The 26082-nt window shown below is 52.8% G+C and carries 26 protein-coding genes and 3 pseudogenes; 18 read left to right on the forward strand and 11 right to left on the reverse strand.

The annotated features are described in order from the left end of the window. The first annotated feature begins 109 nt into the window (after nt 1–109). The 5 genes and pseudogenes from ACUU1I_RS10130 to ACUU1I_RS10150 all read left to right on the forward strand — a co-directional run bounded on the left by ACUU1I_RS10130 (nt 110) and on the right by ACUU1I_RS10150 (nt 5661). Nucleotides 110–1093: pseudogene (locus ACUU1I_RS10130) on the forward strand (substrate-binding domain-containing protein). A 22-nt stretch (nt 1094–1115) separates the two neighbouring features. Further along, nucleotides 1116–2627 (forward strand): sugar ABC transporter ATP-binding protein, encoded by a 1512-nt coding sequence (locus ACUU1I_RS10135; protein ID WP_000493473.1) that lies wholly within the window; start codon nt 1116–1118, stop codon nt 2625–2627. Between the two features lie 24 nt (nt 2628–2651). Next, nucleotides 2652–3650 carry an ABC transporter permease gene (locus ACUU1I_RS10140; protein WP_001276668.1) on the forward strand — a complete coding sequence of 333 codons (999 nt, stop codon included), beginning with the start codon at nt 2652–2654 and terminating at the stop codon, nt 3648–3650. A gap of 32 nt (nt 3651–3682) precedes the next feature. Continuing rightward, complete coding sequence (locus tag ACUU1I_RS10145) at nt 3683–4777, forward strand: zinc-dependent alcohol dehydrogenase family protein (protein ID WP_000700826.1); 1095 nt, start codon at nt 3683–3685, stop codon at nt 4775–4777. Nucleotides 4778–4788: 11 nt separating this feature from the next. Beyond that, the gene (locus ACUU1I_RS10150) at nt 4789–5661 is read left to right on the forward strand and encodes an aldose 1-epimerase (RefSeq protein WP_000158541.1); all 873 of its coding nucleotides are present in this window, start codon (nt 4789–4791) and stop codon (nt 5659–5661) included. A gap of 47 nt (nt 5662–5708) precedes the next feature. Here ACUU1I_RS10150 and ACUU1I_RS10155 read toward each other — a convergent pair whose 3' ends face one another. The 6 genes and pseudogenes from ACUU1I_RS10155 to hcaE all read right to left on the reverse strand — a co-directional run bounded on the left by ACUU1I_RS10155 (nt 5709) and on the right by hcaE (nt 10445). After that, complete coding sequence (locus ACUU1I_RS10155) at nt 5709–6131, reverse strand: DoxX family protein (RefSeq protein ID WP_001094726.1); 423 nt, start codon at nt 6129–6131, stop codon at nt 5709–5711. A gap of 96 nt (nt 6132–6227) precedes the next feature. Continuing rightward, nucleotides 6228–7430, reverse strand: a pseudogene (gene hcaD / locus ACUU1I_RS10160) (phenylpropionate dioxygenase ferredoxin reductase subunit). 9 nt (nt 7431–7439) lie between these two features. Next, nucleotides 7440–8252, reverse strand: a complete 813-nt coding sequence (hcaB, locus tag ACUU1I_RS10165; RefSeq protein WP_001281365.1) for a 3-phenylpropionate-dihydrodiol/cinnamic acid-dihydrodiol dehydrogenase — start codon at nt 8250–8252, stop codon at nt 7440–7442. After that, a complete protein-coding gene (locus ACUU1I_RS10170) occupies nt 8249–8569 on the reverse strand; it encodes a bifunctional 3-phenylpropionate/cinnamic acid dioxygenase ferredoxin subunit (RefSeq protein ID WP_001080102.1) in 321 nt (106 codons plus the stop codon). Before ACUU1I_RS10170 ends, hcaB begins: the two co-directional genes overlap by 4 nt. Next, nucleotides 8569–9087, reverse strand: a complete 519-nt coding sequence (gene hcaF / locus ACUU1I_RS10175) for a 3-phenylpropionate/cinnamic acid dioxygenase subunit beta (protein ID WP_001276076.1) — start codon at nt 9085–9087, stop codon at nt 8569–8571. Before hcaF ends, ACUU1I_RS10170 begins: the two co-directional genes overlap by 1 nt. After that, nucleotides 9084–10445, reverse strand: coding sequence for a 3-phenylpropionate/cinnamic acid dioxygenase subunit alpha (gene hcaE, locus ACUU1I_RS10180; protein ID WP_000211165.1), 1362 nt, complete (start codon nt 10443–10445; stop codon nt 9084–9086). Before hcaE ends, hcaF begins: the two co-directional genes overlap by 4 nt. Before the next feature lie 135 nt (nt 10446–10580). Here hcaE and hcaR point away from each other — a divergent pair, with 135 nt between their 5' ends. Then, nucleotides 10581–11471, forward strand: a complete 891-nt coding sequence (hcaR, locus tag ACUU1I_RS10185) for a DNA-binding transcriptional regulator HcaR (RefSeq protein ID WP_000423257.1) — start codon at nt 10581–10583, stop codon at nt 11469–11471. Between the two features lie 159 nt (nt 11472–11630). Next, nucleotides 11631–12770 carry a 3-phenylpropionate MFS transporter gene (locus ACUU1I_RS10190; protein WP_000244177.1) on the forward strand — a complete coding sequence of 380 codons (1140 nt, stop codon included), beginning with the start codon at nt 11631–11633 and terminating at the stop codon, nt 12768–12770. Here the strand turns inward: ACUU1I_RS10190 and csiE are convergent. From csiE to suhB, 3 genes are all read right to left on the reverse strand, one after another. After that, nucleotides 12762–14042 carry a stationary phase inducible protein CsiE gene (gene csiE, locus ACUU1I_RS10195; protein ID WP_000982983.1) on the reverse strand — a complete coding sequence of 427 codons (1281 nt, stop codon included), beginning with the start codon at nt 14040–14042 and terminating at the stop codon, nt 12762–12764. The two genes, ACUU1I_RS10190 and csiE, sit on opposite strands and share 9 nt — an antisense overlap. A 190-nt stretch (nt 14043–14232) precedes the next feature. After that, the gene (locus tag ACUU1I_RS10200) at nt 14233–15087 is read right to left on the reverse strand and encodes an alpha/beta hydrolase (protein ID WP_005070368.1); all 855 of its coding nucleotides are present in this window, start codon (nt 15085–15087) and stop codon (nt 14233–14235) included. Between the two features lie 144 nt (nt 15088–15231). Next, the gene (gene suhB / locus ACUU1I_RS10205; RefSeq protein ID WP_000553447.1) at nt 15232–16035 is read right to left on the reverse strand and encodes an inositol-1-monophosphatase; all 804 of its coding nucleotides are present in this window, start codon (nt 16033–16035) and stop codon (nt 15232–15234) included. A gap of 118 nt (nt 16036–16153) precedes the next feature. Between suhB and trmJ the strand changes: the two genes are divergently transcribed. The 11 genes from trmJ to sseB all read left to right on the forward strand — a co-directional run bounded on the left by trmJ (nt 16154) and on the right by sseB (nt 25019). Beyond that, nucleotides 16154–16894, forward strand: a complete 741-nt coding sequence (gene trmJ / locus ACUU1I_RS10210; protein ID WP_000940019.1) for a tRNA (cytosine(32)/uridine(32)-2'-O)-methyltransferase TrmJ — start codon at nt 16154–16156, stop codon at nt 16892–16894. 269 nt (nt 16895–17163) lie between these two features. Continuing rightward, on the forward strand, nt 17164–17652 hold the full coding sequence (gene iscR / locus ACUU1I_RS10215; protein ID WP_001241357.1) for a Fe-S cluster assembly transcriptional regulator IscR: 489 nt from the start codon (nt 17164–17166) through the stop codon (nt 17650–17652). A gap of 111 nt (nt 17653–17763) precedes the next feature. Further along, complete coding sequence (gene iscS / locus ACUU1I_RS10220; RefSeq protein WP_001295373.1) at nt 17764–18978, forward strand: cysteine desulfurase; 1215 nt, start codon at nt 17764–17766, stop codon at nt 18976–18978. 27 nt (nt 18979–19005) lie between these two features. Next, nucleotides 19006–19392, forward strand: coding sequence for a Fe-S cluster assembly scaffold IscU (gene iscU / locus ACUU1I_RS10225; protein WP_000331707.1), 387 nt, complete (start codon nt 19006–19008; stop codon nt 19390–19392). Between the two features lie 16 nt (nt 19393–19408). Then, nucleotides 19409–19732, forward strand: a complete 324-nt coding sequence (gene iscA, locus ACUU1I_RS10230) for an iron-sulfur cluster assembly protein IscA (protein WP_000028953.1) — start codon at nt 19409–19411, stop codon at nt 19730–19732. 95 nt (nt 19733–19827) lie between these two features. Then, on the forward strand, nt 19828–20343 hold the full coding sequence (gene hscB, locus ACUU1I_RS10235; protein WP_000384405.1) for a co-chaperone HscB: 516 nt from the start codon (nt 19828–19830) through the stop codon (nt 20341–20343). Between the two features lie 16 nt (nt 20344–20359). Continuing rightward, nucleotides 20360–22210 carry a Fe-S protein assembly chaperone HscA gene (hscA, locus tag ACUU1I_RS10240; RefSeq protein WP_001196599.1) on the forward strand — a complete coding sequence of 617 codons (1851 nt, stop codon included), beginning with the start codon at nt 20360–20362 and terminating at the stop codon, nt 22208–22210. Nucleotide 22211: 1 nt separating this feature from the next. Further along, nucleotides 22212–22547 carry an ISC system 2Fe-2S type ferredoxin gene (gene fdx, locus ACUU1I_RS10245; protein WP_001124469.1) on the forward strand — a complete coding sequence of 112 codons (336 nt, stop codon included), beginning with the start codon at nt 22212–22214 and terminating at the stop codon, nt 22545–22547. Between the two features lie 11 nt (nt 22548–22558). Continuing rightward, nucleotides 22559–22759 carry a Fe-S cluster assembly protein IscX gene (gene iscX, locus ACUU1I_RS10250; protein WP_000523616.1) on the forward strand — a complete coding sequence of 67 codons (201 nt, stop codon included), beginning with the start codon at nt 22559–22561 and terminating at the stop codon, nt 22757–22759. A 58-nt stretch (nt 22760–22817) separates the two neighbouring features. Further along, entirely contained in the window at nt 22818–24101 is a 1284-nt protein-coding gene (gene pepB / locus ACUU1I_RS10255; protein ID WP_000133600.1) for an aminopeptidase PepB, read from the forward strand. Between the two features lie 141 nt (nt 24102–24242). Continuing rightward, nucleotides 24243–25019, forward strand: coding sequence for an enhanced serine sensitivity protein SseB (sseB, locus tag ACUU1I_RS10260; protein ID WP_005070355.1), 777 nt, complete (start codon nt 24243–24245; stop codon nt 25017–25019). A 31-nt stretch (nt 25020–25050) separates the two neighbouring features. On the opposite strand, the gene timP is transcribed toward sseB, so the two are convergent. Continuing rightward, nucleotides 25051–25176 (reverse strand): small toxic inner membrane protein TimP, encoded by a 126-nt coding sequence (gene timP / locus ACUU1I_RS10265; protein ID WP_001385884.1) that lies wholly within the window; start codon nt 25174–25176, stop codon nt 25051–25053. A gap of 337 nt (nt 25177–25513) precedes the next feature. Next, a pseudogene (sseA, locus tag ACUU1I_RS10270) lies at nt 25514–25996 on the reverse strand (3-mercaptopyruvate sulfurtransferase); the annotation flags it as partial. Nucleotides 25997–26082: the final 86 nt, after the last annotated feature.

The following is a 26082-nucleotide window of genomic DNA, read 5'->3' on the forward strand; positions in this document are numbered from 1 at the left end:
CTACGTTCACTAAACCCTATTAACTGTAATATTTGAGCGGCACGCGCTGCCGCTCATCACAAAATAATTAGAATAATCCGTTGTTAATAAAAACCCTACAGGAGGCACTATGCCTAAAAAAATGAGAACAACCCGTAATCTATTATTAATGGCTACGCTATTAGGTAGCGCACTATTTGCCAGGGCTGCGGATAAAGAAATGACCATTGGTGCAATATACCTTGATACCCAGGGATATTACGCTGGAGTGCGTCAGGGCGTTCAGGATGCGGCAAAAGATTCTTCAGTACAGGTACAGTTAATTGAAACTAACGCCCAGGGGGATATTTCGAAAGAAAGTACCTTTGTTGATACCCTCGTGGCGCGTAATGTCGATGCCATTATTTTATCGGCAGTGTCTGAAAATGGCAGTAGCCGTACCGTTCGTCGCGCCAGTGAAGCGGGTATTCCGGTGATTTGCTACAACACCTGTATTAATCAAAAGGGTGTCGATAAATATGTCTCGGCGTATCTGGTCGGCGATCCACTGGAATTTGGTAAAAAACTGGGTAACGCTGCCGCCGATTATTTTATTGCCAATAAAATTGACCAGCCGAAAATTGCCGTCATCAATTGCGAAGCCTTTGAAGTTTGTGTGCAGCGACGTAAAGGATTTGAAGAAGTATTAAAATCCCGCGTTCCCGGCGCGCAAATTGTCGCTAACCAAGAAGGGACTGTTTTAGATAAAGCGATTTCCGTTGGTGAAAAACTGATTATCTCCACGCCGGATCTCAACGCCATTATGGGGGAGTCGGGCGGTGCGACACTCGGCGCGGTAAAAGCGGTACGTAATCAAAATTAGGCCGGAAAAATTGCTGTTTTCGGTTCGGATATGACAACCGAAATTGCTCAGGAGCTGGAAAACAATCAGGTGCTGAAAGCGGTAGTGGATATTTCCGGTAAGAAAATGGGCAATGCTGTTTTCGCGCAAACATTGAAGGTTATCAATAAACAAGCCGACGGTGAAAAAGTGATTCAGGTGCCAATCGATCTCTATACCAAAACGGAAGATGGTAAACAGTGGCTGGCAACGCACGTTGATGGTCTGCCCTAATCGCTGATTCGCAGAGGTCCCTATGTTCACGGCAACAGAGGCAGTCCCGGTAGCAAAAGTGGTGGCAGGAAATAAGCGTTACCCCGGCGTCGTTGCGCTGGATAACGTTAACTTCACGCTCAATAAAGGCGAAGTTCGTGCGCTGTTAGGTAAAAACGGCGCGGGCAAATCGACTCTCATTCGAATGCTTACCGGCAGCGAACGCCCGGATAGCGGTGATATCTGGATTGGCGAGACGCGACTGGAAGGTGACGAAGCTACGTTGACTCGCCGTGCCGCTGAACTGGGGGTTCGTGCGGTTTATCAGGAATTAAGTCTGGTGGAAGGGCTGACGGTGGCAGAAAATCTCTGCCTTGGTCAATGGCCTCGCCGCAACGGCATGATTGATTACCTGCAAATGGCGCAGGATGCCCAACGTTGCTTACAGGCGCTGGGCGTTGACGTTAGTCCTGAACAACTTGTTTCAACGCTAAGCCCGGCGCAAAAGCAACTGGTGGAAATTGCACGGGTGATGAAGGGCGAGCCGCGCGTGGTCATTCTTGATGAACCCACCAGCTCGCTTGCCAGTGCAGAAGTTGAACTGGTGATCAGTGCGGTGAAAAAGATGTCGGCACTGGGCGTGGCGGTGATTTATGTCAGCCACCGGATGGAAGAAATCCGCCGCATTGCCTCCTGTGCCACCGTTATGCGCGATGGTCAGGTGGCGGGCGATGTGATGCTCGAAAACACCTCCACGCATCATATTGTGTCGCTAATGCTAGGGCGTGATCACGTTGATATTGCGCCGGTTGCCCCTCAGGAAATTGTGGATCAGGCCGTACTGGAAGTCCGTGCGTTACGCCATAAGCCCAAGCTGGAGGATATCAGCTTTACGCTACGTCGTGGCGAAGTGCTTGGCATTGCTGGCCTGCTGGGGGCAGGGCGCAGTGAATTGCTGAAGGCGATTGTTGGGCTGGAGACGTATGAACAGGGCGAAATTGTTATCAACGGCGAGAAAATCATGCGCCCCGATTACGGCGACATGCTGAAACGCGGCATTGGCTATACGCCAGAAAACCGCAAAGAAGCGGGGATCATTCCCTGGCTGGGCGTTGACGAAAATACAGTGCTGACCAATCGGCAAAAAATCAGCACCAACGGTGTGCTGCAATGGTCCACCATCCGCCGCCTGACCGAAGAGGTGATGCAGCGGATGACGGTCAAGGCTGCCAGTAGCGAAACACCCATCGGCACGCTTTCTGGTGGCAATCAGCAAAAAGTGGTGATCGGTCGTTGGGTCTATGCCGCCAGCCAGATTTTGTTGCTCGACGAGCCAACGCGCGGCGTCGATATCGAAGCCAAACAGCAGATTTACCGTATTGTCCGTGAGCTGGCTGCCGAAGGAAAAAGCGTGGTGTTTATCTCCAGTGAAGTGGAGGAATTGCCGCTGGTGTGTGACCGCATCCTGTTATTACAGCACGGCACGTTCTCGCAGGAGTTTCACTCGCCGGTCAATGTGGATGAGCTGATGTCCGCCATTCTGTCTGTGCACTGATGAATTTTACCGAGGAACCTGAAGATGTCTGCTTCGTCATTACCATTGCCGCAGGGCAAGAGCGTCTCGCTCAAACAATTTGTCAGTCGCCATATTAATGAGATCGGTTTGCTGGTGGTGATTGCCATTCTTTATCTGGTCTTCTCCCTGAACGCGCCTGGCTTTATCTCATTGAATAACCAGATGAACGTGCTGCGCGATGCCGCCACCATTGGGATTGCCGCCTGGGCGATGACGCTGATTATTATCTCCGGTGAAATTGATGTCAGCGTTGGGCCGATGGTGGCTTTTGTCTCGGTGTGCCTGGCATTTTTGCTGCAATTTGAAGTTCCGTTGGCGATTGCTTGTCTGCTGGTGTTGCTGTTAGGCGCGCTGATGGGAACGCTCGCCGGGGTGCTGCGCGGCGTGTTTAACGTACCAAGTTTCGTTGCCACACTGGGGCTGTGGAGCGCTCTGCGCGGAATGGGGCTGTTTATGACCAACGCACAGCCAGTGCCGATTGACGAAAACGAGGTGCTGGACTGGCTGGGCGGACAATTTCTCGGTGTGCCAGTATCCGCGCTGATCATGATGGTGTTGTTTGCGCTGTTTGTGTTCATTAGCCGAAAAACCGCCTTCGGGCGCTCGGTTTTTGCCGTTGGCGGTAATGCCACGGCGGCGCAGTTGTGCGGTATTAACGTTCGTCGAGTGCGCATTCTTATCTTTACCCTTTCGGGATTATTAGCGGCGGTGACCGGCATTTTGTTGGCGGCACGCCTCGGTTCCGGTAACGCAGGTGCCGCAAACGGTCTGGAGTTTGACGTCATCGCCGCGGTCGTGGTCGGCGGTACGGCACTTTCCGGCGGTCGCGGTTCCCTGTTCGGTACATTGCTTGGTGTGCTGGTGATTACGCTAATCGGTAACGGTCTGGTGCTGCTCGGTATTAACTCCTTTTTCCAGCAGGTGGTACGCGGCGTCATCATCGTGGTGGCGGTGCTGGCGAATATCTTGCTGACCCAGCGAAGCAGTAAAGCGAAACGCTAAACCTTAACGCCCCTGGCGCGGGTGCGGCAGGGATGAAAATTAATCGTATTGTTAATGAGGGATTTATGAAAACGATGCTGGCAGCTTATTTACCAGGAAATTCAACCGTCGATCTGCGGGAAGTTGCGGTGCCGACGCCGGGGATTAACCAGGTACTGATCAAAATGAAATCCTCCGGGATTTGCGGAAGCGATGTCCACTATATCTATCATCAACACCGTGCCACGGCGGCGGCACCCGATAAACCGTTATACCAGGGATTTATCAACGGTCATGAACCGTGCGGGCAGATTGTGGCGATGGGGCAAGGCTACCGCCATTTTAAAGAGGGCGACCGCGTGCTGGTGTATCACATTTCTGGCTGTGGTTTTTGCCCGAACTGCCGCCGCGGCTTTCCTATCTCTTGTACTGGCAAAGGAAAAGCGGCTTACGGCTGGCAGCGTGACGGCGGTCATGCCGAATATCTGCTGGCGGAAGAAAAAGATCTGATCCTCCTGCCGGATGCGCTGAGCTACGAAGATGGTGCGTTTATCAGTTGCGGCGTTGGCACGGCCTATGAAGGGATTTTGCGCGGCGAAGTTTCCGGCAGCGATAACGTGCTGGTGGTCGGTCTGGGGGCGGTCGGCATGATGGCGATGATGCTGGCGAAAGGTCGCGGTGCAAAACGGATCATCGGCGTTGATATGCTGCCGGAACGTCTGGCGATGGCAAAACAGTTAGGGGGGATGGATCACGGCTATTTAGCAACCACCGAAGGTCTGCCGCAGATAATTGCTGAACTTACCCACGGTGGCGCGGATGTTGCGCTCGATTGTTCCGGTAATGCCGCAGGTCGCTTGCTGGCACTGCAATCCACTGCTGACTGGGGGCGGGTGGTTTACATTGGTGAAACCGGAAAAGTGGAATTCGAGGTCAGCGCTGATCTGATGCACCATCAACGGCGGATTATCGGCTCCTGGGTGACCAGTCTGTTCCATATGGAAAAATGCGCCCACGATTTGACTGACTGGAAGCTGTGGCCGCGTAACGCCATTACCCATCGCTTCTCGCTAGAACAGGCAGGTGATGCCTATGTGCTGATGGCGAGCGGCAAATGCGGGAAAGTTGTGATTAACTTCCCGGATTAAGGAGTTAGCGGATGACCATCTATACCTTATCCCACGGGTCGCTAAAGCTGGACGTTTCTGACCAGGGCGGCGTAATCGAAGGCTTCTGGCGCGATACGACGCCGCTCTTACGTCCTGGTAAAAAAAGCGGTGTGGCAACCGATGCCTCATGTTTTCCGCTGGTGCCATTTGCAAACCGGGTGAGCGGCAACCGTTTTGTCTGGCAGGGGCGTGAGTATCAACTGCAACCGAATGTTGAGTGGGATGCGCACTATCTACACGGCGATGGCTGGCTGGGCGAGTGGCAATGTGTCTCGCACAGCGATGATAGTTTGTGTCTGGTGTATGAACATCGCAGCGGTGTCTATCACTATCGGGTAAGTCAGGCGTTTCATTTAACGGCGGATACGCTGACGGTGACGCTCTCTGTCACCAATCAAGGGGCAGAGACGCTGCCATTTGGTACCGGCTGGCATCCTTATTTTCCGTTGTCACCACAAACGCGGATTCAGGCGCAGGCGAGCGGTTACTGGCTGGAACGGGAGCAGTGGCTGGCGGGTGAGTTTTGCGAGCAGCTACCGCAGGAACTGGATTTTAACCAGCTCGCGCCGTTGCCGCGTCAGTGGGTGAACAATGGTTTTGCCGGATGGAATGGTCAGGCCCGCATCGAGCAGCCGCAGGAAGGTTATGCCATCATCATGGAAACGACGCCACCTGCACCGTGTTATTTCATCTTTGTTTCCGACCCTGCGTTTGATAAAGGATATGCGTTTGATTTCTTCTGTCTGGAACCGATGAGCCATGCGCCGGATGATCATCATCGCCCGGAAGGGGGTGATCTCATTGCGCTAGCACCAGGGGAATCAACAACCTCAGAGATGTCGTTGCGGGTAGAGTGGCTGTAATTTATAAAATGCCGGATAAGGCGTTCACGCCGCATCCGGCATCTTTCCTAACGCCGATCGAGAGAAATTGCCCCCGGTCCGGTAATTGCCAATAGCAAGAACGCGCCAGCGATACTGACATTCTTCCAGAAATTAATCATATTTGGCCCAACCGCATCGCCGGTCATATCCCAGTAATGGTGACCAATCACCGCCGTACCCAGCGTGTAGAAAATAAACAGCACCGCCAGCGGACGGGTGAAAAAGCCAAGCACGATTAATATCGCGGCGGGCACTTCCATAACTACCGCAATAATCGCTGCCAGCATCGGCATTGGCGCGCCCAACGAGGCCATATATTGGACCGTACCGTCAAAGCCCATCATTTTGGGAAAACCAAAAATAATGAAAATTAAGACCACGGCGATACGGGCAATTAATAACAAAACGGGGCGGGCAGCTCCAAAATCAAAATAACGTAGTGTGTTCATAACCAATCCCTTTGCAAGATAATGTGATTTAAACGTAATACACACTCTTGCACCTCGCCACGCCCCAGGCATTGAGATATTCGCTAATTATCCTGGTTACAGTGATTTAAGCGCGATGTTCTCATCTATCAGCAGTTTCGCATCAAACGTTTTGCCGCTCTGGATCCATTTGCGAATTGGGCGAATCTCACGCCCCTGATTCAGCGTGACCGCACCGATAAGCACGCCGTTTTGCAGATTAAACCAAATCGCCTTCTGAGTTTCTGGGTTGCCACGACAAAGCTAGTCATCGCCACGCATATCGCCAATAAACTGTAAGTTATCACTGTACTGATCGCTCCAGAACCACGGCGGCGGCAGTAGCGGTAGCGGTAGCCCTAACATTGCGGCAGCGGCAATTTGCGCCTGGTTATTGGCGTTTTCCCAGCTTTCGCAGCGGTGTAGTGCACCATTATCAAGACGAGTGATTGCCACATCGCCACCGGCAAAGATCGCGGGATCGCAGGTGCGGCAAGCCTCATCAATGACAATGCCATTGGCAGTATCAAGGTTGGCCTCGCGAGCCAGTTGCTCGTTGGCGCTGATACTAATACCGTAAATCACCACATCAGCCTGAAGCGTTTCCCCACTTTGCAGCGTCAGTTCTACTTTTTCACCATCGACCACATGTTCAATGGCATTATTGAGCAGAATGCGCACACCAGCCTGCTGATGGCGCTGTAAAAGATAGCGTTGCACGGGCGGTGGTGCATTACGGCCCATGACGGTTGCCGCCAGTTCAATCACTGTCACCTTACATCTGCGCTGCGTGGCGCTGGCAGCCAGTTCCAGACCAATAGTTCCGGCACCGACAATCACGACTGACCGTTCGGGCTGCAGAACTTCTCGCAGTCTGGCGGCATCACCGGCATGGTGTAGGGTAAAGCAGCGTTCTCCCAGTGCATCAAGCAACGGCAGCGGTCGAGCTGCCGCGCCGGTTGCTATAAAAAGCTGATCCCAGTGCCAGCTTTCGCCGTTGGTTAACACTAACTCTCGTGTGTCGCGACCCAGCGTTTTGATGGTTACACCGGAATGCAGATGAACATTGTTTTCCTGCCACCAGTTAGCGGGTAACACCTGCTGTAACTGCGGGGAATCTTCCAGCAACATGGATTTCGAGAGTGGAGGTCGTTCATAAGGAAGATGTCGCTCATCGGAAAACAGATGCAGCTCACCGGTGAACCCTTGCTGGCGTAGCGAGGCCGCAGCCATTGCCGCCGCTTGCCCGCCACCGACAATAATGATCGTTTTTTCTTTCATCGTGCTTCCTTAAAGATCCAGCCCAGCCGCTACGTGGCGAATGCCGCGAATCGCTAAACCCGCATCAGCGTTGATCATCACACCGCTTAATGCGCGATTATTGCGCCGCGATGCCAACATCACATACGGCCCCGTAAAATCCGCCGGTTGCGGGAAAAATTGCAGCGGTAAAATGGCGGCAATTTTCTCCGGCGTCAGAGACTGCATTATCGAGGTTTCACTTTGCCCGAGCGCCTGTGGGCCGCGCAGGTCGCTGGCCATACCACACGGGCCGACGCCATTCACCCGCACTTTCGGTGCCAGTTCATAAGCCAGTTGGCGAATAAGTCCGGTTGCGGCATGTTTACTGGTGGTGTACAGCGGGCCACCGCCGCCAGGATACCAGGCGGCATTTGACAGTGTGAAAATCATGCTGCCTTCACTGGCGATTAACGCCGGAGCGCAGGCTTTTGCGCCCAGCAGGTAACCGAGTACGTTGACGTTAAACAGCTCGTGGAAGCCGGTTTCGAGCGTCTCTGCGGGAGTATTAACCAGTGAGGCATTGTGATCCCAGATGCCTGCATTGCCGATAAAACAATCCAGCTTGCCGGAACGAGTCAGGATCTGATCGACCGCGCGTTGATAATCGGCATAACAGGTCACGTTACCTTCCACCGCCAGAATATGTTCGCCAAATCGCTGACGCAGACTGGCGACTTTTGCCGCCGACAGTTCCAGCGCGGCAACCTGCGCGCCTTCTTCGATAAATCGCTCGACCAGCGCCAGCCCTAATCCCGATCCGCCGCCGGTAATAAAAATGGACTCGTTATGCAGATCGCTCATGGCTGCGCCTCCGGTAAGTCGATGAAAATGTCACCACCTTCAACGTGTACTGGATAAGTGGTGAGCGGATCGGTGGCGGGCAGGCATAACGCTTTCCCCGTTTTCAGGCAAAAACTGGCGGCGTGTAGCGGGCACTCCACCGTGGCGTCATCTTCCAGATACCCTTCTGACATCGACGCATTACCATGGCTGCAACGATCGTTAATGGCATAAAACTCGCCGCCCACGTTGAACAAGGCGATGACGGGCGAGGTATCTATCCGGAGAGCCTCACCCTCCGGCACATCCGCAACGGGACACGCATAAATTCGATTCATCAGAACAGTACACTCAGGTTATGGGAAGTGATCACCGCTTGATCCAGGACGATATCCCGTTCCAGCAAGCGCCAGTTGTCATCTTCCAGACGGCGAACTTTGTCGAAACGCGTTCCAACATAGAATGTTTCATCGCGCTCTTTTTGTGCCCGATAAAGTAGATAATTCACCCTCACGGCAAATACGTTTGGGATGTCGGTTTCGCTTACCTGGCAGTTGCTGATTAAGTGACGAGTGCGTGACGGCGGCTCTTCTGCCCAGGCCATGCCCGTTTCCAGACGGGCGATTCGCCGCTCCAGCTGGTCTTTGGTGTCATTGAAAATCCAGGTCGTCGGCGGCTGGACGCCTTTGCGACGGTCGCGTGTTTGCGCGTTAACCGTGGTGCGCATGGTGTAACGAATCTCTTCGTCGAGCTGTGCCAACCAGTCACGAAATTTCCAGTCATCCAGCAGACTGGCTTCGTGAAAGAGAAACTGGCTAATGCGGTGATGTAACTCCAGTGAAACTTGCGCACTCATTTCATCACCTCCTGCTGGTAAGCGGCGGTTTTATCGAGCACTTCCTGCCAGCTTTCGCTACTCAGAAGATCGGCCCAGCGTTGGTACATTCCACGAGCGGCAGTTTCTGAAAAGATATAGTTAGTAATGCCAGGAATGCCGTCGTCGCGGCGCTTTTCCTGACCAAGCCCCATTTCCAGACACAGTTTGCTGTTGCGGGCGCGGTGGCCTTTAAGCAATTTCTGGATTTCACACCAGTTCTCCGAGTCATCCTGCTCGAGAAAACCAGCAGGACCAAAAGCACGAGTGGCGCTGTTTTCAAAAGCGGCTTTAACTTCATCGGAGGCGGCTTTGTCAGTAATACAGAACGCCCACACTTCAACTTGATCAGGGCCGCGCGGATGCCAGACGCGGAGTGTGGCAGTGCCGTTTAGCCATGAAAGCGTGGGGAATATATTGTTATGACCCGCCAGGCGCAGGGCGCGAACTTCACCTAAACGTTGTTCTGCTTCGGCATAGGTTTCGCGGTAATAGCTTGAAACTGCGCCATCGACCCAGACATTAGCATCCGGTTTTTCAGTAAAGAAGAAACCGCTACCGTGACCGTCCTGACCAAATTGCAGCGCATCTTTGGCGGTTTCCCACACCGGGCGGGCGGTTTGTCCATCACCGAGGCGCTTATCGCTGCCATCATCTTTCGCCCCTAATACCTGAACGGCAGAAGCATGGCTGAACAGAGCATGATACTGGTCACTGGCGAACTGCTCTGCCGGGAATTTCCAGTTACAGTTGATCACCCACTTTTGTACGCCGCCGACAATTTCGGTGCCGCCTTCGCGACGATCCAGCATGCCATCCAGATACCAGGCAATGTCACCCAGGTAATCATGCAGGCCCGGTGCGCTGGTATCCCAGTTGCCAAAAATCAGTCCTTTATAACTCTCCACACAAGGAACTTCGTTTAGCCCCCAGTGGGATTTACACAACCCTTGTGGGTAGGCGCGAGGTTCCAGCGGTACATCGATCAACTCGCCGTTAATGCCATAAGACCAGCCGTGATACGGGCAGGTAAAGGCGCGAGTGTTGCCACAATCTGCATAACTCACACGCATGGCCCGGTGGCGGCATTGGTTAAGAAACGCCTTGATGCTGCCGTCTTTCTGGCGCACCACGACAACTGCATCTTCTCCCATGTAGGTGTTAAAGAAATCACCGGGTTTTGGGATCTGGCTTTCGTGGGCGAGAAATAGCCAGCAACGACCGAAAATACGCTCAAGCTCCAGTTGGTAAATGTCCGGGTCGGTATAAATACGCGGAGTGACCCGACCGTTTTGGGTGTCAATCAGTTGGTAAATGTTCAAATCTGAGGGTGTGGTCATATTTTTTAATCCTGAAAGATAAGATGTATTGACCTTCTATTTTTGTGCCATAAGGATGTTGCTGGTTGGTTGCTAATATGTGAAATAGTTAATTTCTACCAGCTGAGACGTTTTTTCGATAACAAGGGGAAGGTGATGGAACTACGGCATTTACGCTATTTCGTCGCAGTGGCGCAGGCACTGAACTTTACCCGTGCGGCGGAAAAACTGCATACCTCACAGCCTTCGTTAAGCAGCCAGATCCGCGATCTTGAAAACTGTGTCGGTGTTCCGTTACTGGTGAGGGATAAGCGCAAAGTCGCGTTGACGGCGGCGGGAGAATGTTTTCTCCAGGACGCGCTGGCAATCCTCGAACAAGCGGAAAATGCCAAATTACGGGCGCGGAAAATTGTTCAGGAAGACAGACAATTAACCATTGGCTTTGTGCCATCGGCGGAAGTGAATTTATTGCCAAAAGTATTACCGATGTTTCGTCTCAGACAGCCAGACACCTTGATTGAGCTGGTGAGTTTAATCACCACGCAACAGGAGGAAAAAATTCGCCGTGGTGAACTCGACGTCGGCTTAATGCGCCATCCTGTTTATAGCCCGGAGATTGATTATCTGGAGCTTTTTGACGAACCATTAGTGGTGGTGTTACCGGTTGATCACCCTTTAGCACATGAAAAAGAGATCACCGCCGCGCAACTGGATGGCGTGAATTTCGTCAGTACCGATCCGGCGTATTCCGGTTCGCTTGCGCCGATCGTTAAAGCGTGGTTTGCGCAAGAAAACAGCCAGCCAAATATCGTCCAGGTGGCAACGAATATTCTGGTGACCATGAATCTGGTGGGCATGGGGCTGGGCGTCACTTTGATACCCGGTTATATGAATAATTTTAATACCGGGCAGGTTGTTTTTCGTCCCATTGCCGGAAATGTGCCTTCCATTGCTTTACTGATGGCGTGGAAGAAAGGGGAGATGAAGCCGGCATTACGCGATTTCATCGCCATTGTGCAGGAACGTTTGGCAAGCGTAACGGCATAATTACGCATTATTTTTGCAACATGCGCCGCGGATCGCAGTTTTTTAGTGCTTGTGAACTGGCGTTACAGACATCGGGAAGCAGGCTCGAATATTCTTATTTTTCAACTTGCACCAACATTCGATTAACCCCAGACTAACGCCTCCTGACGGGAGGGACTCATGGTTTTGCAATCCACGCGCTGGTTGGCGCTCGGCTATTTCACATACTTTTTTAGTTACGGCATTTTTTTACCTTTCTGGAGCGTCTGGCTTAAAGGGATTGGTTTAACGCCAGAAACCATCGGCCTGTTATTGGGGGCAGGTCTGGTTGCCCGTTTTCTCGGGAGTTTGCTCATCGCGCCCCGCGTCAGCGATCCTTCCCGCCTGATTTCCGCCTTGCGCGTGCTGGCACTGCTGCCACTTCTCTTTGCTGTCGCCTTCTGGGCGGGGGCGCACGTAGCGTGGCTGATGCTGGTGATGATTGGCTTTAACCTCTTTTTCTCACCGCTGGTACCGTTGACCGATGCACTGGCGAATACGTGGCAAAAGCAGTTCCCGCTTGATTACGGCAAAGTGCGACTGTGGGGCTCGGTGGCGTTTGTCATTGGCTCGGCGCTGACGGGCAAACTGGTCACTATGTTTGATTATCGGGTGATCCTCGTGCTGTTGACGTTGGGCGTGGCATCCATGCTGCTCGGCTTTCTCATCCGTCCGACGATTCAGCCACAAGGGGCAAGCCGCCAGCAGGAGAGCACCGGTTGGTCTGCGTGGTTGGCGCTGGTTCGCCAGAACTGGCGCTTTCTGGCCTGCGTTTGTTTATTGCAGGGGGCACATGCGGCCTATTACGGTTTTAGCGCCATTTACTGGCAGGCAGCTGGCTACTCGGCCTCGGCGGTGGGGTATTTGTGGTCGCTGGGCGTGGTGGCGGAAGTCATTATCTTTGCGCTGAGTAATAAACTTTTCCGCCGTTGTAGTGCTCGCGATATGCTGTTGATCTCGGCGATTTGCGGCGTAGTGCGCTGGGGCATTATGGGAGCAACTACGGCGTTGCCGTGGTTGATAGTGGTGCAAATTCTGCATTGCGGCACCTTCACGGTCTGCCACCTGGCCGCCATGCGTTATATTGCTGCTCGCCAGGTTAGCGAAGTCATCCGTTTACAGGCGGTTTACTCTGCCGTCGCGATGGGCGGCAGTATCGCTATCATGACCGTTTTCGCCGGTTTCCTGTATCAATATCTGGGCCACGGTGTGTTCTGGGTAATGGCGCTGGTGGCGCTTCCGGCAATGTTTTTGCGCCCGAAAGTTGTTCCCTCATGCTGATTCGAGCATTTTGCGGATCTGCTCCTGTTGAGGTGTTGTCAGCGTCAGGTCCGTATAGATCAGCGGTGGTGAAAAGAGCGGTAACGGCATGGTATAAGGCGCAATAATCAGTGCCGCGCCACGCGGAGCGCCTGTCTGCAAAAATGCCTTTACCGACATATGCTTAATGTTGAGCGGCAGTAACGTTAGTTCGCGTAACTGCTGCTCAATCTGCGCTTCTCGCTCGCTATCATTCCCGGTCAGTAGAATAATCTGTTTTTCATGCAGATCGTTTTCCTGCATTAGCCAGGCACCGAAAATCACCGCGACCAGACCACTTTCCTCATCAGAAAGATGGACGCCGTATTCACTTTCAAATCCGGCCAGCGCCGCGCGGGTGATGCGTACCAGGCGTGGATACAGTCTGGCGAACTCTTCCGGCAGGGTATTATCAATACCGATGGCAAACAAACTGCGATTTAACGCCTGGGCGAGGTGGATATAAAGCTGATCACATAACCCCTGTTCATCATAAAAACGAACATTTCCCAGCTCACGAAAATGGTTTACCAGACGTTTGATAGACTGACGCAATTGTCTGTCCCGCTGATGCGCATCCCGCAGTGGATCGGGAACCCGCAACATGGAAAAAAGTAATGCCATAAACAGTGGCTCATCAGGCGGTACATGCTGGAGCGCCCGACGCTGCCAGTGGCGTCCAATTTCCTGCGCTACCTGAAATTCAAGGCAGGATTCCGCCCAGCGACGTTGGAGCGGATTAAACTGAGGCGTAATTCCAGCGTGGTGCTGCAGCAAACAATATTGCAGATACAGACACAGGAAATGAATATCGCGCGATTCAAAGCGTTTTTGCAGCCGTCGGGAGCAGAGATTCACTAACGCTTGTAGATTGGTATCGTCGTAAAAGTTACGCGCAATTCCGCGCCGCTTCAGTTCACTCTTCAGGGCGGGGGTGAATTGGCTGGTAATAAATGACGGACACAGACGGAAACCACGTCGTAGCCAGTGAAATAAACACAAACGTTGGTTAAGCACTGTACCTTCAACCCGGTAGCTACCGTCATAACCAGTCGTCAGTGTGAGTTGATGATAGCGCAGGATCTCCCGTCCTGTTTCGCTGATATCAAGACTGGCAATATCATCATCCACACCATTAAGCTCGCTGAAGGTTGCCATGGTGGCGGTCAACCCCGGCTGAAAGAGCGTCAGCAAGATCTGGCAGCGGCGCTGGGGAGCCGAAAGGACAGATGGTGGAGCAAGCGTAGGCATCATCTGTAGATCTCCCATAAGCATAATTGATAAGAATAGCTAAAGTTTGCTCAGGGAAATGGCGAAGGGAATGCTAATCATCAGAAATGTTGGCAAGCGTCACAGAATTTTTCTCATTTTAAACTGTTCTGACCAGTGGATTAGCATGTCTTAAGGTGGTTTTGTGAATGATTATCGTGCTAGCGATCATGGGTTAGTTCTGCGGATTCAACGCGCTAAGGATAAAGTCCACCATCTGTTCGCGATAAACATTGCCGTGACGATCGGAAAAAGCATCAATGTGTTCGCCATCCGGGATTAGGATCAACCGTTTTGGCTCTTTTGCCAGGCTATACAACTTTTCGCTGTGCTGCCATGGGATAACGTGATCGGCTTTACCGTGAATGAGTAAAAGCGGGATCGGGCTGACGCTGGCGATGTAATTTTCGCCGCTGTAACTCTCATCAAGTAAGTAGCCACTGCCGGGGAGCATCTGGTTGGCGATGGTTGCATAAGAGGCAAATGTGGAGTCGAGGATCACCGCACGTATGCCTTCACGATCACCCTGACCAATAACAGCAAGAATATTCGCCCCGCCAATACTCTGCCCGAACAGCACCAGCCGTTGTGGGTTTACATCACTGCGATGGCGCACCACATTGATGGCGCTTTGCGTATCGTCCAGCAATCCGGCCTGGGACGGAGTGCCTTTTGATTTACCAAACCCGCGATAATCAAACATAAAAACGTTGAAATTACGCTCAGGTAACCAACTGACCAGCGGCCAGTGGGCGGACATATTTCCGGCATTGCCGTGAGCATGAATGATGGTTGCGATGGCGTTGTCAGCAGGGCCCGTCGAAGAAGGAATAAACCAGCCTTGCAGACGAGTACCGTCCTTAGCCGTAAATTCGACGGATTCCGCCGACCAGGGGTCGGGACCGTAAATTTTATCGTCAGGATAATAGAAGAAGTTGATGGCAACGCGCAGCACTAAATAAACGCAGAAGGCAACAACAAAGAGAATAAACAGAATTTTGGGAACGCGTTTGTTCACTGGCAGTGCCATAACCTTTCCTTGCGACTTCTTTATCATCCATTAATCGGGGAAAGATGGTGGGAGAGTGACGAAAGAAAGTAAAGCGGTGAGGAAGTATTTCGGAATAGCGCCTGAAAGGCGAGGGCGGGTGAGTGATATCACCCGCCTGAGTCATTAACGCTTCAGAGCGTCGCTTAACTCGTCACGCATGTTCGCCAGTATGGCTTTCACAACACGCGGGTTACCAGCAACGATGTTACCGGTCAGCATATAGTTATGACCACCGGTGAAGTCGCTGACGATGCCGCCCGCTTCACGAACCAGCAGATCGCCTGCCGCGAAATCCCACGGACGCAGACCGATTTCAAAGAAACCGTCAACACGACCCGCAGCGACGTAAGCCAGATCCAGCGCCGCAGAACCGGTACGACGGAAGTCTGCACATTCGTTGAACAGCTTGCCGACGATGTTGATGTAGGTAGTGGCGTACTGTTTTGCTTTGAACGGGAAGCCGGTCGCCAGAATGGTACCGTCGAGATCGCGAGCGGTGCTACCGCGCAGACGGTAGCCGTTCAGCTGTGCGCCCTGACCGCGAGTGGCGGTGAACAGTTCGTTACGCATAGGATCGTATACCACAGCAACTTCGGTGCGGCCTTTGATACGAACGGCGATAGATACCGCGAAGTGCGGCAGACGTTTGATAAAGTTGGTAGTACCATCCAGTGGATCGATAACCCATTGAACATCCTGATCAGTACCTTCAAGTTCACCGCTTTCTTCGGTGATGATGGTGTGCTGTGGGTAAGATTTACGAATCGTGTCGATAATCACCGCTTCGGCAGCTTTATCTACGTTGGTCACGAAATCGTTACTGCCTTTCTGGCTCGCTTCTACAGCGTCCGGGGTTTCATAGTTTTTGGCAATTAAATTACCCGCCTTGCGCGCTGCGCGCACGGCGATGTTCAGCATCGGATGCATCAGTCTCTCTCACTGGATGTTAAAGAACGGGAAAACGGCGCAGAGTATAGCAGCGAGATCGGCATCTGTCTTCGTTTTATGATAAGATGCGTGAATAATCTTTAGATGAAGAAAGACAATGCTGCAAAATATTCGAATTGTGCTGGTGGAGACGTCACACACCGGCAATATGGGTTCTGTTGCCCGTGCCATGAAAACAATGGGATTAACCAATCTGTGGCTGGTTAATCCACTGGTGAAACCCGACTCCCAGGCGATTGCCCTGGCTGCAGGGGCCAGCGATGTGATTGGTAATGCTCACATCGTCGATACGCTCGACGAAGCGTTAGCCGGTTGTAGCCTGGTGGTGGGCACCAGCGCACGCTCCCGCACGCTGCCGTGGCCGATGCTCGACCCGCGCGAATGCGGTCTGAAAAGCGTCGCTGAAGCGGCAAATACCCCGGTGGCGCTGGTGTTTGGTCGTGAGCGCGTCGGCTTGACCAATGAAGAGTTGCAGAAATGCCATTATCATGTCGCGATTGCGGCAAACCCGGAATACAGTTCGCTGAACCTGGCAATGGCGGTTCAGGTTATTGCCTATGAAGTGCGTATGGCCTGGCTGGCAACTCAGGAAAATGGCGAGCAGGTCGAGCATGAAGAGACGCCGTATCCGCTGGTCGATGATCTGGAGCGTTTTTATGGTCATCTGGAACAAACGCTGCTGGCAACCGGTTTTATCCGTGAAAACCATCCGGGGCAGGTGATGAATAAATTGCGCCGTCTGTTTACCCGTGCGCGCCCGGAAAGCCAGGAATTGAATATCCTGCGCGGGATTCTGGCTTCTATTGAGCAGCAGAATAAAGGTAACAAGGCCGAATAACAGTGGTTGCCTGATGCGACGCTTAACGCGTCTTATCAGGCCTACAATGTACAGAATCGTAGGTCGGATAAGGTGTTCACACCGCATCCGACAACAGGTACAAACGCCACGATAAAAAAATGGCACTGAAGGTTAAATACCCGACTAAATCAGTCAAGTAAATAGTTGACCAATTTACTCGGGAATGTCAGACTTGACCCTGCTATGCAATACCCCCACTTTTACAATAAAAAACCCCGGGCAGGGGCGAGTTTGAGGTGAAGTAAGACATGAGACTGACATCTAAAGGGCGCTATGCCGTGACCGCAATGCTTGACGTTGCGCTCAACTCTGAAGCGGGCCCGGTACCGTTGGCTGATATTTCCGAACGTCAGGGAATTTCCCTTTCTTATCTGGAACAACTGTTTTCCCGTCTGCGTAAAAATGGTCTGGTTTCCAGCGTACGTGGACCAGGCGGTGGTTATCTGTTAGGCAAAGATGCCAGCAGCATCGCCGTTGGCGAAGTGATTAGCGCCGTTGACGAATCTGTAGATGCCACCCGTTGTCAGGGTAAAGGCGGCTGCCAGGGCGGCGATAAATGCCTGACCCACGCGCTGTGGCGTGATTTGAGCGACCGTCTCACCGGTTTTCTCAACAACATTACTTTAGGCGAACTGGTTAATAACCAGGAAGTGCTGGATGTGTCTGGTCGTCAGCATACTCACGACGCGCCACGCACCCGCACACAAGACGCGATCGACGTTAAGTTACGCGCTTAATAAAAAGAATTCAGAATCAGGCCGGAGTGCTAAATACTCCGTAAACACGGTCGTACATCCAGCCGGTAGCCTGATTCCTTGCATTGAGTGATGTACGGAGTTTATAGAGCAATGAAATTACCGATTTATCTCGACTACTCCGCAACCACGCCGGTGGACCCGCGTGTTGCCGAGAAAATGATGCAGTTCATGACGATGGACGGAACCTTTGGTAACCCGGCCTCTCGTTCTCACCGTTTCGGCTGGCAGGCTGAAGAAGCGGTAGATATCGCCCGTAATCAGATTGCCGATCTGGTCGGCGCTGATCCGCGTGAAATCGTCTTTACCTCTGGTGCAACCGAATCTGACAACCTGGCGATCAAAGGTGCAGCCAACTTTTATCAGAAAAAAGGCAAGCACATCATCACCAGCAAAACCGAACACAAAGCGGTACTGGATACTTGCCGTCAGCTGGAGCGCGAAGGTTTCGAAGTCACCTACCTGGCACCGCAGCGTAACGGTATTATCGACCTGAAAGAACTCGAAGCGGCGATGCGTGACGACACCATCCTTGTTTCCATCATGCACGTAAATAACGAAATCGGCGTGGTGCAGGATATCGCGGCTATCGGCGAAATGTGCCGTGCTCGTGGCATTATCTATCACGTTGATGCAACCCAGAGCGTGGGCAAACTGCCAATCGACCTGAGCCAGTTGAAAGTTGACCTGATGTCTTTCTCCGGTCACAAAATCTATGGCCCGAAAGGTATCGGTGCGCTGTATGTGCGTCGTAAACCGCGTGTACGCATCGAAGCGCAAATGCACGGCGGCGGTCACGAGCGCGGTATGCGTTCCGGCACTCTGCCTGTTCACCAGATCGTCGGAATGGGCGAAGCCTATCGCATCGCAAAAGAAGAGATGGCGACCGAGATGGAACGTCTGCGCGGCCTGCGTAACCGTCTGTGGAACGGCATCAAAGATATCGAAGAAGTTTACCTGAACGGTGACCTGGAACACGGTGCGCCGAACATTCTCAACGTCAGCTTCAACTACGTTGAAGGTGAGTCGCTGATTATGGCGCTGAAAGACCTCGCAGTTTCTTCAGGTTCCGCCTGTACGTCAGCAAGCCTCGAACCGTCCTACGTGCTGCGCGCGCTGGGGCTGAACGACGAGCTGGCACATAGCTCTATCCGTTTCTCTTTAGGTCGTTTTACTACTGAAGAAGAGATCGACTACACCATCGAGTTAGTTCGTAAATCCATCGGTCGTCTGCGTGACCTTTCTCCGCTGTGGGAAATGTACAAGCAGGGCGTGGATCTGAACAGCATCGAATGGGCTCATCATTAATCGGTATCGGAATCAGGAGAATTTATAATGGCTTACAGCGAAAAAGTTATCGACCATTACGAGAATCCGCGTAACGTGGGTTCCTTTGATAACAACGACGAGAACGTCGGCAGCGGCATGGTGGGTGCACCGGCCTGTGGCGACGTAATGAAGTTGCAGATTAAAGTCAACGATGAAGGTATCATTGAAGACGCGCGTTTTAAAACTTACGGCTGCGGTTCCGCTATCGCTTCCAGCTCCCTGGTCACCGAATGGGTGAAAGGGAAGTCTCTCGACGAAGCGCAGGCGATCAAAAACACCGATATTGCTGAAGAACTTGAACTGCCGCCGGTGAAAATTCACTGTTCTATTCTGGCAGAAGACGCGATCAAAGCCGCCATTGCGGACTATAAAAGCAAACGTGAAGCAAAATAAGAGTTGAGGTTTGGTTATGTCGATTACACTGAGCGACAGTGCAGCAGCGCGAGTAAATACCTTTCTGGCTAACCGCGGCAAAGGGTTTGGCCTGCGTCTGGGCGTGAGAACCTCCGGATGTTCAGGTATGGCTTATGTACTGGAATTTGTTGACGAACCGACGCCGGAAGACATCGTGTTTGAAGACAAAGGCGTGAAAGTCGTGGTCGATGGCAAAAGCCTGCAATTTCTGGACGGTACGCAGCTGGACTTCGTAAAAGAAGGCCTGAATGAAGGGTTTAAATTCACCAACCCGAACGTTAAAGATGAGTGTGGTTGCGGCGAAAGCTTCCACGTTTGATGCGCATACCGATAACCCCACCGTGGTCGCCTGCGCGTGGGGTTTGTTTTACCTGATTCGCCGTTATCGCGGCGGATCGCAGCCCTGAGAATGTTATGGATTACTTCACCCTCTTTGGCTTGCCTGCCCGTTATCAACTCGATACCCAGGCACTGAGCCTGCGTTTTCAGGATCTACAACGTCAGTATCATCCTGATAAATTCGCCAGCGGAAGCCTGGCGGAACAACTCGCCGCCGTACAGCAATCTGCAACCATTAACCAGGCCTGGCAAACGCTGCGTCATCCGTTAATGCGCGCGGAATATTTGCTTTCTTTACACGGTTTTGATCTCGCCAGCGAGCAGCATACTGTGCGCGACACCGCGTTCCTGATGGAACAGTTGGAGCTGCGCGAAGAGCTGGACGAGATCGAACAGGCGAAAGATGAAGCGCGGCTGGAAAGCTTTATCAAACGTGTGAAAAAGATGTTTGATACCCGCCATCAGTTGATGGTTGAACAGTTAGACAACGAGGCGTGGGACGCGGCGGCGGATACGGTGCGTAAGCTGCGTTTTCTCGATAAACTGCGGAGCAGTGCCGAACAACTCGAAGAAAAACTGCTCGATTTTTAATTTCTGGAAGCTAAACATGGCCTTATTACAAATTAGTGAACCTGGTTTGAGTGCTGCGCCGCATCAGCGTCGTCTGGCGGCTGGTATTGACCTGGGCACAACCAACTCGCTGGTGGCGACAGTGCGCAGCGGTCAGGCCGAAACGTTAGCCGACCATGAAGGCCGTCACCTGCTGCCATCTGTTGTTCACTATCAACAGCAAGGGCATTCGGTGGGTTATGACGCGCGTACTAACGCAGCGCTTGACACCGCCAACACCATTAGTTCTGTTAAACGCCTGATGGGGCGCTCGCTGGCTGATATCCAGCAACGCTATCCGCATCTGCCTTATCAATTCCAGGCCAGCGAAAACGGCCTGCCGATGATTGAAACGGCGGCGGGGCTACTGAACCCGGTGCGCGTTTCTGCGGACATCCTCAAAGCACTGGCGGCGCGGGCAACTGAAGCCCTGGCAGGCGAGCTGGATGGTGTAGTTATCACCGTTCCGGCGTACTTTGACGATGCCCAGCGTCAGGGCACCAAAGACGCGGCGCGTCTGGCGGGGTTGCATGTTCTGCGCTTACTTAACGAACCGACCGCTGCGGCTATCGCCTACGGGCTGGATTCCGGTCAGGAAGGCGTGATCGCTGTTTATGACCTCGGTGGCGGGACGTTTGATATTTCCATTCTGCGCTTAAGTCGCGGCGTGTTTGAAGTGCTGGCAACCGGCGGTGATTCCGCGCTCGGCGGCGATGATTTCGACCATCTGCTGGCGGATTACATTCGCGAGCAGGCGGACATTCCTGATCGTAGCGATAACCGCGTTCAGCGTGAACTGCTGGATGCCGCCATTGCAGCCAAAATCGCGCTGAGCGATGCGGACTCCGTGACCGTTAACGTTGCGGGCTGGCAGGGCGAAATCAGCCGTGAACAATTCAATGAACTGATCGCGCCACTGGTAAAACGAACCTTACTGGCTTGTCGTCGCGCGCTGAAAGACGCGGGTGTAGAAGCTGACGAAGTGCTGGAAGTGGTGATGGTGGGCGGTTCTACTCGCGTGCCGCTGGTGCGTGAACGGGTAGGCGAATTTTTCGGTCGTCCACCGCTGACTTCCATCGACCCGGATAAAGTCGTCGCTATTGGCGCGGCGATTCAGGCGGATATTCTGGTGGGTAACAAGCCAGACAGCGAAATGCTGCTGCTTGATGTGATCCCACTGTCGCTGGGCCTCGAAACGATGGGCGGCCTGGTGGAGAAAGTGATTCCGCGTAATACCACTATTCCGGTGGCCCGCGCTCAGGATTTCACCACCTTTAAAGATGGTCAGACGGCGATGTCTATCCATGTAATGCAGGGTGAGCGCGAACTGGTGCAGGACTGCCGCTCACTGGCGCGTTTTGCGCTGCGTGGTATTCCGGCGCTACCGGCTGGCGGTGCGCATATTCGCGTGACGTTCCAGGTCGATGCCGACGGTCTTTTGAGCGTGACGGCGATGGAGAAATCCACCGGCGTTGAGGCGTCTATTCAGGTCAAACCGTCTTACGGTCTGACCGATAGCGAAATCGCTTCGATGATCAAAGACTCAATGAGCTATGCCGAGCAGGACGTAAAAGCCCGTATGCTGGCAGAACAAAAAGTAGAAGCGGCGCGTGTGCTGGAAAGTCTGCACGGCGCGCTGGCTGCTGATGCCGCGCTGTTAAGCGCCGCAGAGCGTCAGGTCATTGACAATGCTGCCGCTCACCTGAGTGAAGTGGCGCAGGGCGATGATGTTGACGCCATCGAACAAGCGATTAAAAACGTAGACAAACAAACCCAGGATTTCGCCGCTCGCCGCATGGACCAGTCGGTTCGTCGTGCGCTGAAAGGCCATTCCGTGGACGAGGTTTAATATGCCAAAGATTGTTATTTTGCCTCATCAGGACCTCTGCCCTGATGGCGCTGTTCTGGAAGCTAATAGTGGTGAAACCATTCTCGACGCAGCGCTGCGTAACGGTATCGAGATTGAACACGCCTGTGAAAAATCCTGTGCTTGCACCACCTGCCACTGCATCGTTCGTGAAGGTTTTGACTCACTGCCGGAAAGCTCAGAGCAGGAAGACGACATGCTGGACAAAGCCTGGGGACTGGAGCCGGAAAGCCGTTTAAGCTGCCAGGCGCGCGTCACCGACGAAGATTTAGTGGTCGAAATCCCGCGTTACACTATCAACCATGCGCGTGAGCATTAACAGAGGTTAGTATGGGACTTAAGTGGACCGATAGCCGCGAAATTGGCGAAGCACTGTACGATGCGTATCCCGATCTTGATCCGAAAACGGTTCGATTCACCGATATGCATCAGTGGATTTGCGATCTGGAAGATTTCGACGACGACCCGCAGGCATCCAACGAGAAAATCCTCGAAGCGATTTTGTTAGTCTGGCTGGACGAAGCCGAGTGAATGAACGGGCTGCCTGGGGGTAGCCCGTTTTGCTGTTAAACGAATAAGGATAACTAAAATGACAGAAGCGATGAAGATTACCCTCTCTACCCAACCTGCCGACGCGCGCTGGGGAGAAAAAGCAACTTACAGCATTAATAATGACGGCATTACCCTGCATTTGAACGGGGCAGACGATCTGGGGCTGATCCAGCGTGCGGCCCGCAAGATTGACGGTCTGGGCATCAAGCATGTTCAGTTAAGCGGTGAAGGCTGGGATGCGGATCGCTGCTGGGCATTCTGGCAAGGTTATAAAGGCCCGAAAGGCACGCGTAAAGTGGAGTGGCCGGATCTGGACGATGCCCAGCGCCAGGAACTGGATAACCGCCTGATGATCATCGACTGGGTGCGTGACACCATCAACGCACCGGCAGAAGAATTGGGACCATCGCAACTGGCACAGCGTGCTGTTGATCTGATCAGCAACGTCGCGGGCGATCGTGTGACTTATCGGATCACCAAAGGCGAAGATCTGCGTGAGCAAGGTTATATGGGGCTGCACACTGTCGGGCGCGGTTCAGAACGTTCTCCGGTATTGCTGGCGCTGGATTACAACCCAACTGGCGATAAAGAAGCACCGGTGTACGCGTGCCTGGTAGGTAAAGGTATCACTTTTGACTCCGGCGGCTACAGCATCAAACAGACTGCGTTTATGGACTCGATGAAGTCGGACATGGGCGGCGCGGCAACGGTTACCGGGGCGCTGGCATTTGCCATTACGCGCGGACTGAACAAGCGCGTGAAGCTGTTCCTCTGCTGTGCGGATAACCTGATTAGCGGCAATGCGTTCAAGCTGGGCGATATCATCACTTATCGCAACGGTAAAAAAGTTGAAGTGATGAACACTGATGCCGAAGGGCGTCTGGTGCTTGCCGATGGTCTGATTGATGCCAGTGCGCAGAAACCGGAAATGATCATTGATGCGGCGACCCTCACCGGGGCGGCGAAAACTGCGCTGGGTAATGATTATCACGCGCTGTTCAGTTTTGACGATGCGCTTGCCGGTCGTTTACTGGCGAGTGCCTCACAAGAGAACGAACCATTCTGGCGTCTGCCGCTGGCGGAATTCCACCGCAGCCAGCTGCCGTCTAACTTTGCCGAACTGAACAATACCGGAAGCGCGGCGTATCCGGCAGGCGCGAGCACGGCGGCGGGCTTCCTGTCGCACTTTGTTGAGAACTATCAGCAAGGCTGGCTGCATATCGACTGCTCGGCGACTTACCGTAAAGCGCCGGTTGAACAGTGGTCTGCGGGCGCTACGGGACTTGGTGTGCGCACGATAGCTAATCTGTTAACGGCGTAAACTAATATGCCGGATGCGGCGTAAACGCCTTATCCGGCCTACAAATTCTGCAAATTCAACAAATTGCGAATCCCTTGTAGGCCTGATAAGCGTAGCGCATCAGGCATTTGCGCCCCGAACGTTGAATGAATTGTGGTTCTTATGTCCGAAACAAAAAACGAACTTGAAGACCTGCTGGAAAAAGCAGCAACCGAACCGGCGCACCGCCCGGCCTTTTTCCGTACTCTACTGGAATCCACCGTCTGGGTGCCTGGTACGGCGGCGCAGGGCGAGGCTGTGGTTGAAGATTGTGCGCTTGATTTACAGCACTGGGAAAAAGAAGACGGCACCAGCGTCATTCCTTTTTTCACCTCGTTAGAAGCGCTTCAACAGGCGGTTGAAGACGAACAGGCATTTGTCGTAATGCCCGTTCGCACATTGTTTGAGATGACCCTTGGCGAAACGCTCTTCCTTAATGCCAAACTGCCGACCGGTAAAGAATTTATGCCGCGTGAAATCAGTTTGTTGATTGGTGAAGAGGGAAATCCGCTGAGCAGCCAGGAAATCCTGGAAGGCGGTGAATCGCTGATATTATCGGAAGTCGCAGAGCCGCCAGCACAAATGATTGATTCACTCACCACCTTATTTAAAACCATTAAGCCGGTGAAGCGTGCTTTTATTTGTTCAATTAAAGAGAACGAAGAGGCACAGCCTAATTTACTTATTGGCATTGAAGCCGATGGTGATATCGAAGAAATTATTCAGGCGACGGGAAGTGTAGCGACCGATACATTACCTGGCGATGAACCAATCGATATTTGTCAGGTGAAAAAAGGGGAAAAAGGAATTAGCCACTTTATTACCGAACATATTGCGCCATTCTATGAACGTCGCTGGGGTGGTTTTTTGCGTGACTTTAAACAAAACCGGATAATCTAAAATATGCCGCCCTAAAGGGCGGCATTCGGGCTTACTTGCTGCTCTGAAGGTTGTTAACCACCAGTAAATTGTCGCCGGAGAGACTCCGGTTATTATTTACTTGGGAAAACAGCGCACCAGAAACAATAAGTACGATACAGAAGCACCGTATCTTCATTGTGCTGTCGTGATGCGAAGACCGCATCACGACAGCACCACTGGCGATATTGCCGCGATAGCAAGCGCTGAGACGCGCTTGCTCTAACGGTCGCGGAACATCCTTTCCTTAAGCCAGCGCCCGCTTGCGAGACGGCGGAAAGGGCCGCAGTGGATAATACACTAACAGAACAATAATAACTCTCTTTTGCTTGACAAAAAGAGAGTTACTGGCGAGTATTGTCTCCGCTGAGACGCGCTTGCATTACTACGGTAATACAACCTGCTGGAAAGGCCGCGAACCAGACCAGCAATAAAAAAACGCCAAATTCGGCGGTTTTTTATTGCCTGTAAAATACTTATTTCACTGGCTCAACCGGTAAATCTGCCCGCGCGCCCCATTCACTCCATGCGCCGTCGTACAGTTTCACGTTTGGCACATCCAGCGTCGCGAGTGCTAACAAAACCACGGCTGCCGTTACACCAGAGCCGCAGCTGACGATAATCGGTTTGTCATAGCTGACGCCGCGACCAAAAAATATCGCATCCAGTTCATCGGTCGTTTTTAGTTCGCCTTCGCGCACCAGTTCCGTCCACGGAACGTTCAATGCTCCGGGAATATGTCCGCGACGTAAACCTGGGCGAGGTTCATCAACTTCTGCGTTAAAACGTGCAGCCGGGCGGGCATCAATAATTTGCGCCGTATTTTCATGGCTTGCCAATAACACATCGGTTACTTTCACCACTGCTTCAGGATTAAACGCGGCGTTAAACTCTCCTTCCGGCAGCTCTACTGCACCTTCTTCTAATAGCAGGTCATCGCGCTGCCAGCCTGCAAGTCCCCGTTACTTTATTCGTACCCCTTATAATGGGGTGTTAGCCAGCCAGACCCGGCATGATTACTGCCCCCAGTCGTCCATGATCCGGG

This window comes from Shigella sp. SIG3, assembly GCF_053555855.1.

What these genes read in the sequence shown, in the direction of transcription:
- hscA (WP_001196599.1), top strand. Translation starts at nt 20,360, where the DNA reads ATGGCCTTATTACAAATTAGTGAACCTGGTTTGAGTGCTGCGCCGCAT.
- ACUU1I_RS10190 (WP_000244177.1), top strand. Translation starts at nt 11,631, where the DNA reads ATGGTTTTGCAATCCACGCGCTGGTTGGCGCTCGGCTATTTCACATAC.
- iscR (WP_001241357.1), top strand. Translation starts at nt 17,164, where the DNA reads ATGAGACTGACATCTAAAGGGCGCTATGCCGTGACCGCAATGCTTGAC.
- hcaR (WP_000423257.1), top strand. Translation starts at nt 10,581, where the DNA reads ATGGAACTACGGCATTTACGCTATTTCGTCGCAGTGGCGCAGGCACTG.
- trmJ (WP_000940019.1), top strand. Translation starts at nt 16,154, where the DNA reads ATGCTGCAAAATATTCGAATTGTGCTGGTGGAGACGTCACACACCGGC.
- iscX (WP_000523616.1), top strand. Translation starts at nt 22,559, where the DNA reads ATGGGACTTAAGTGGACCGATAGCCGCGAAATTGGCGAAGCACTGTAC.
- csiE (WP_000982983.1), bottom strand. Translation starts at nt 14,042, where the DNA reads ATGATGCCTACGCTTGCTCCACCATCTGTCCTTTCGGCTCCCCAGCGC.
- ACUU1I_RS10145 (WP_000700826.1), top strand. Translation starts at nt 3,683, where the DNA reads ATGAAAATTAATCGTATTGTTAATGAGGGATTTATGAAAACGATGCTG.
- hcaF (WP_001276076.1), bottom strand. Translation starts at nt 9,087, where the DNA reads ATGAGTGCGCAAGTTTCACTGGAGTTACATCACCGCATTAGCCAGTTT.
- ACUU1I_RS10170 (WP_001080102.1), bottom strand. Translation starts at nt 8,569, where the DNA reads ATGAATCGAATTTATGCGTGTCCCGTTGCGGATGTGCCGGAGGGTGAG.
- ACUU1I_RS10150 (WP_000158541.1), top strand. Translation starts at nt 4,789, where the DNA reads ATGACCATCTATACCTTATCCCACGGGTCGCTAAAGCTGGACGTTTCT.
- suhB (WP_000553447.1), bottom strand. Translation starts at nt 16,035, where the DNA reads ATGCATCCGATGCTGAACATCGCCGTGCGCGCAGCGCGCAAGGCGGGT.
- hcaB (WP_001281365.1), bottom strand. Translation starts at nt 8,252, where the DNA reads ATGAGCGATCTGCATAACGAGTCCATTTTTATTACCGGCGGCGGATCG.
- ACUU1I_RS10155 (WP_001094726.1), bottom strand. Translation starts at nt 6,131, where the DNA reads ATGAACACACTACGTTATTTTGATTTTGGAGCTGCCCGCCCCGTTTTG.
- sseB (WP_005070355.1), top strand. Translation starts at nt 24,243, where the DNA reads ATGTCCGAAACAAAAAACGAACTTGAAGACCTGCTGGAAAAAGCAGCA.
- iscA (WP_000028953.1), top strand. Translation starts at nt 19,409, where the DNA reads ATGTCGATTACACTGAGCGACAGTGCAGCAGCGCGAGTAAATACCTTT.
- iscU (WP_000331707.1), top strand. Translation starts at nt 19,006, where the DNA reads ATGGCTTACAGCGAAAAAGTTATCGACCATTACGAGAATCCGCGTAAC.
- ACUU1I_RS10135 (WP_000493473.1), top strand. Translation starts at nt 1,116, where the DNA reads ATGTTCACGGCAACAGAGGCAGTCCCGGTAGCAAAAGTGGTGGCAGGA.
- hcaE (WP_000211165.1), bottom strand. Translation starts at nt 10,445, where the DNA reads ATGACCACACCCTCAGATTTGAACATTTACCAACTGATTGACACCCAA.
- pepB (WP_000133600.1), top strand. Translation starts at nt 22,818, where the DNA reads ATGACAGAAGCGATGAAGATTACCCTCTCTACCCAACCTGCCGACGCG.
- hscB (WP_000384405.1), top strand. Translation starts at nt 19,828, where the DNA reads ATGGATTACTTCACCCTCTTTGGCTTGCCTGCCCGTTATCAACTCGAT.
- ACUU1I_RS10140 (WP_001276668.1), top strand. Translation starts at nt 2,652, where the DNA reads ATGTCTGCTTCGTCATTACCATTGCCGCAGGGCAAGAGCGTCTCGCTC.
- iscS (WP_001295373.1), top strand. Translation starts at nt 17,764, where the DNA reads ATGAAATTACCGATTTATCTCGACTACTCCGCAACCACGCCGGTGGAC.
- timP (WP_001385884.1), bottom strand. Translation starts at nt 25,176, where the DNA reads ATGAAGATACGGTGCTTCTGTATCGTACTTATTGTTTCTGGTGCGCTG.
- fdx (WP_001124469.1), top strand. Translation starts at nt 22,212, where the DNA reads ATGCCAAAGATTGTTATTTTGCCTCATCAGGACCTCTGCCCTGATGGC.
- ACUU1I_RS10200 (WP_005070368.1), bottom strand. Translation starts at nt 15,087, where the DNA reads ATGGCACTGCCAGTGAACAAACGCGTTCCCAAAATTCTGTTTATTCTC.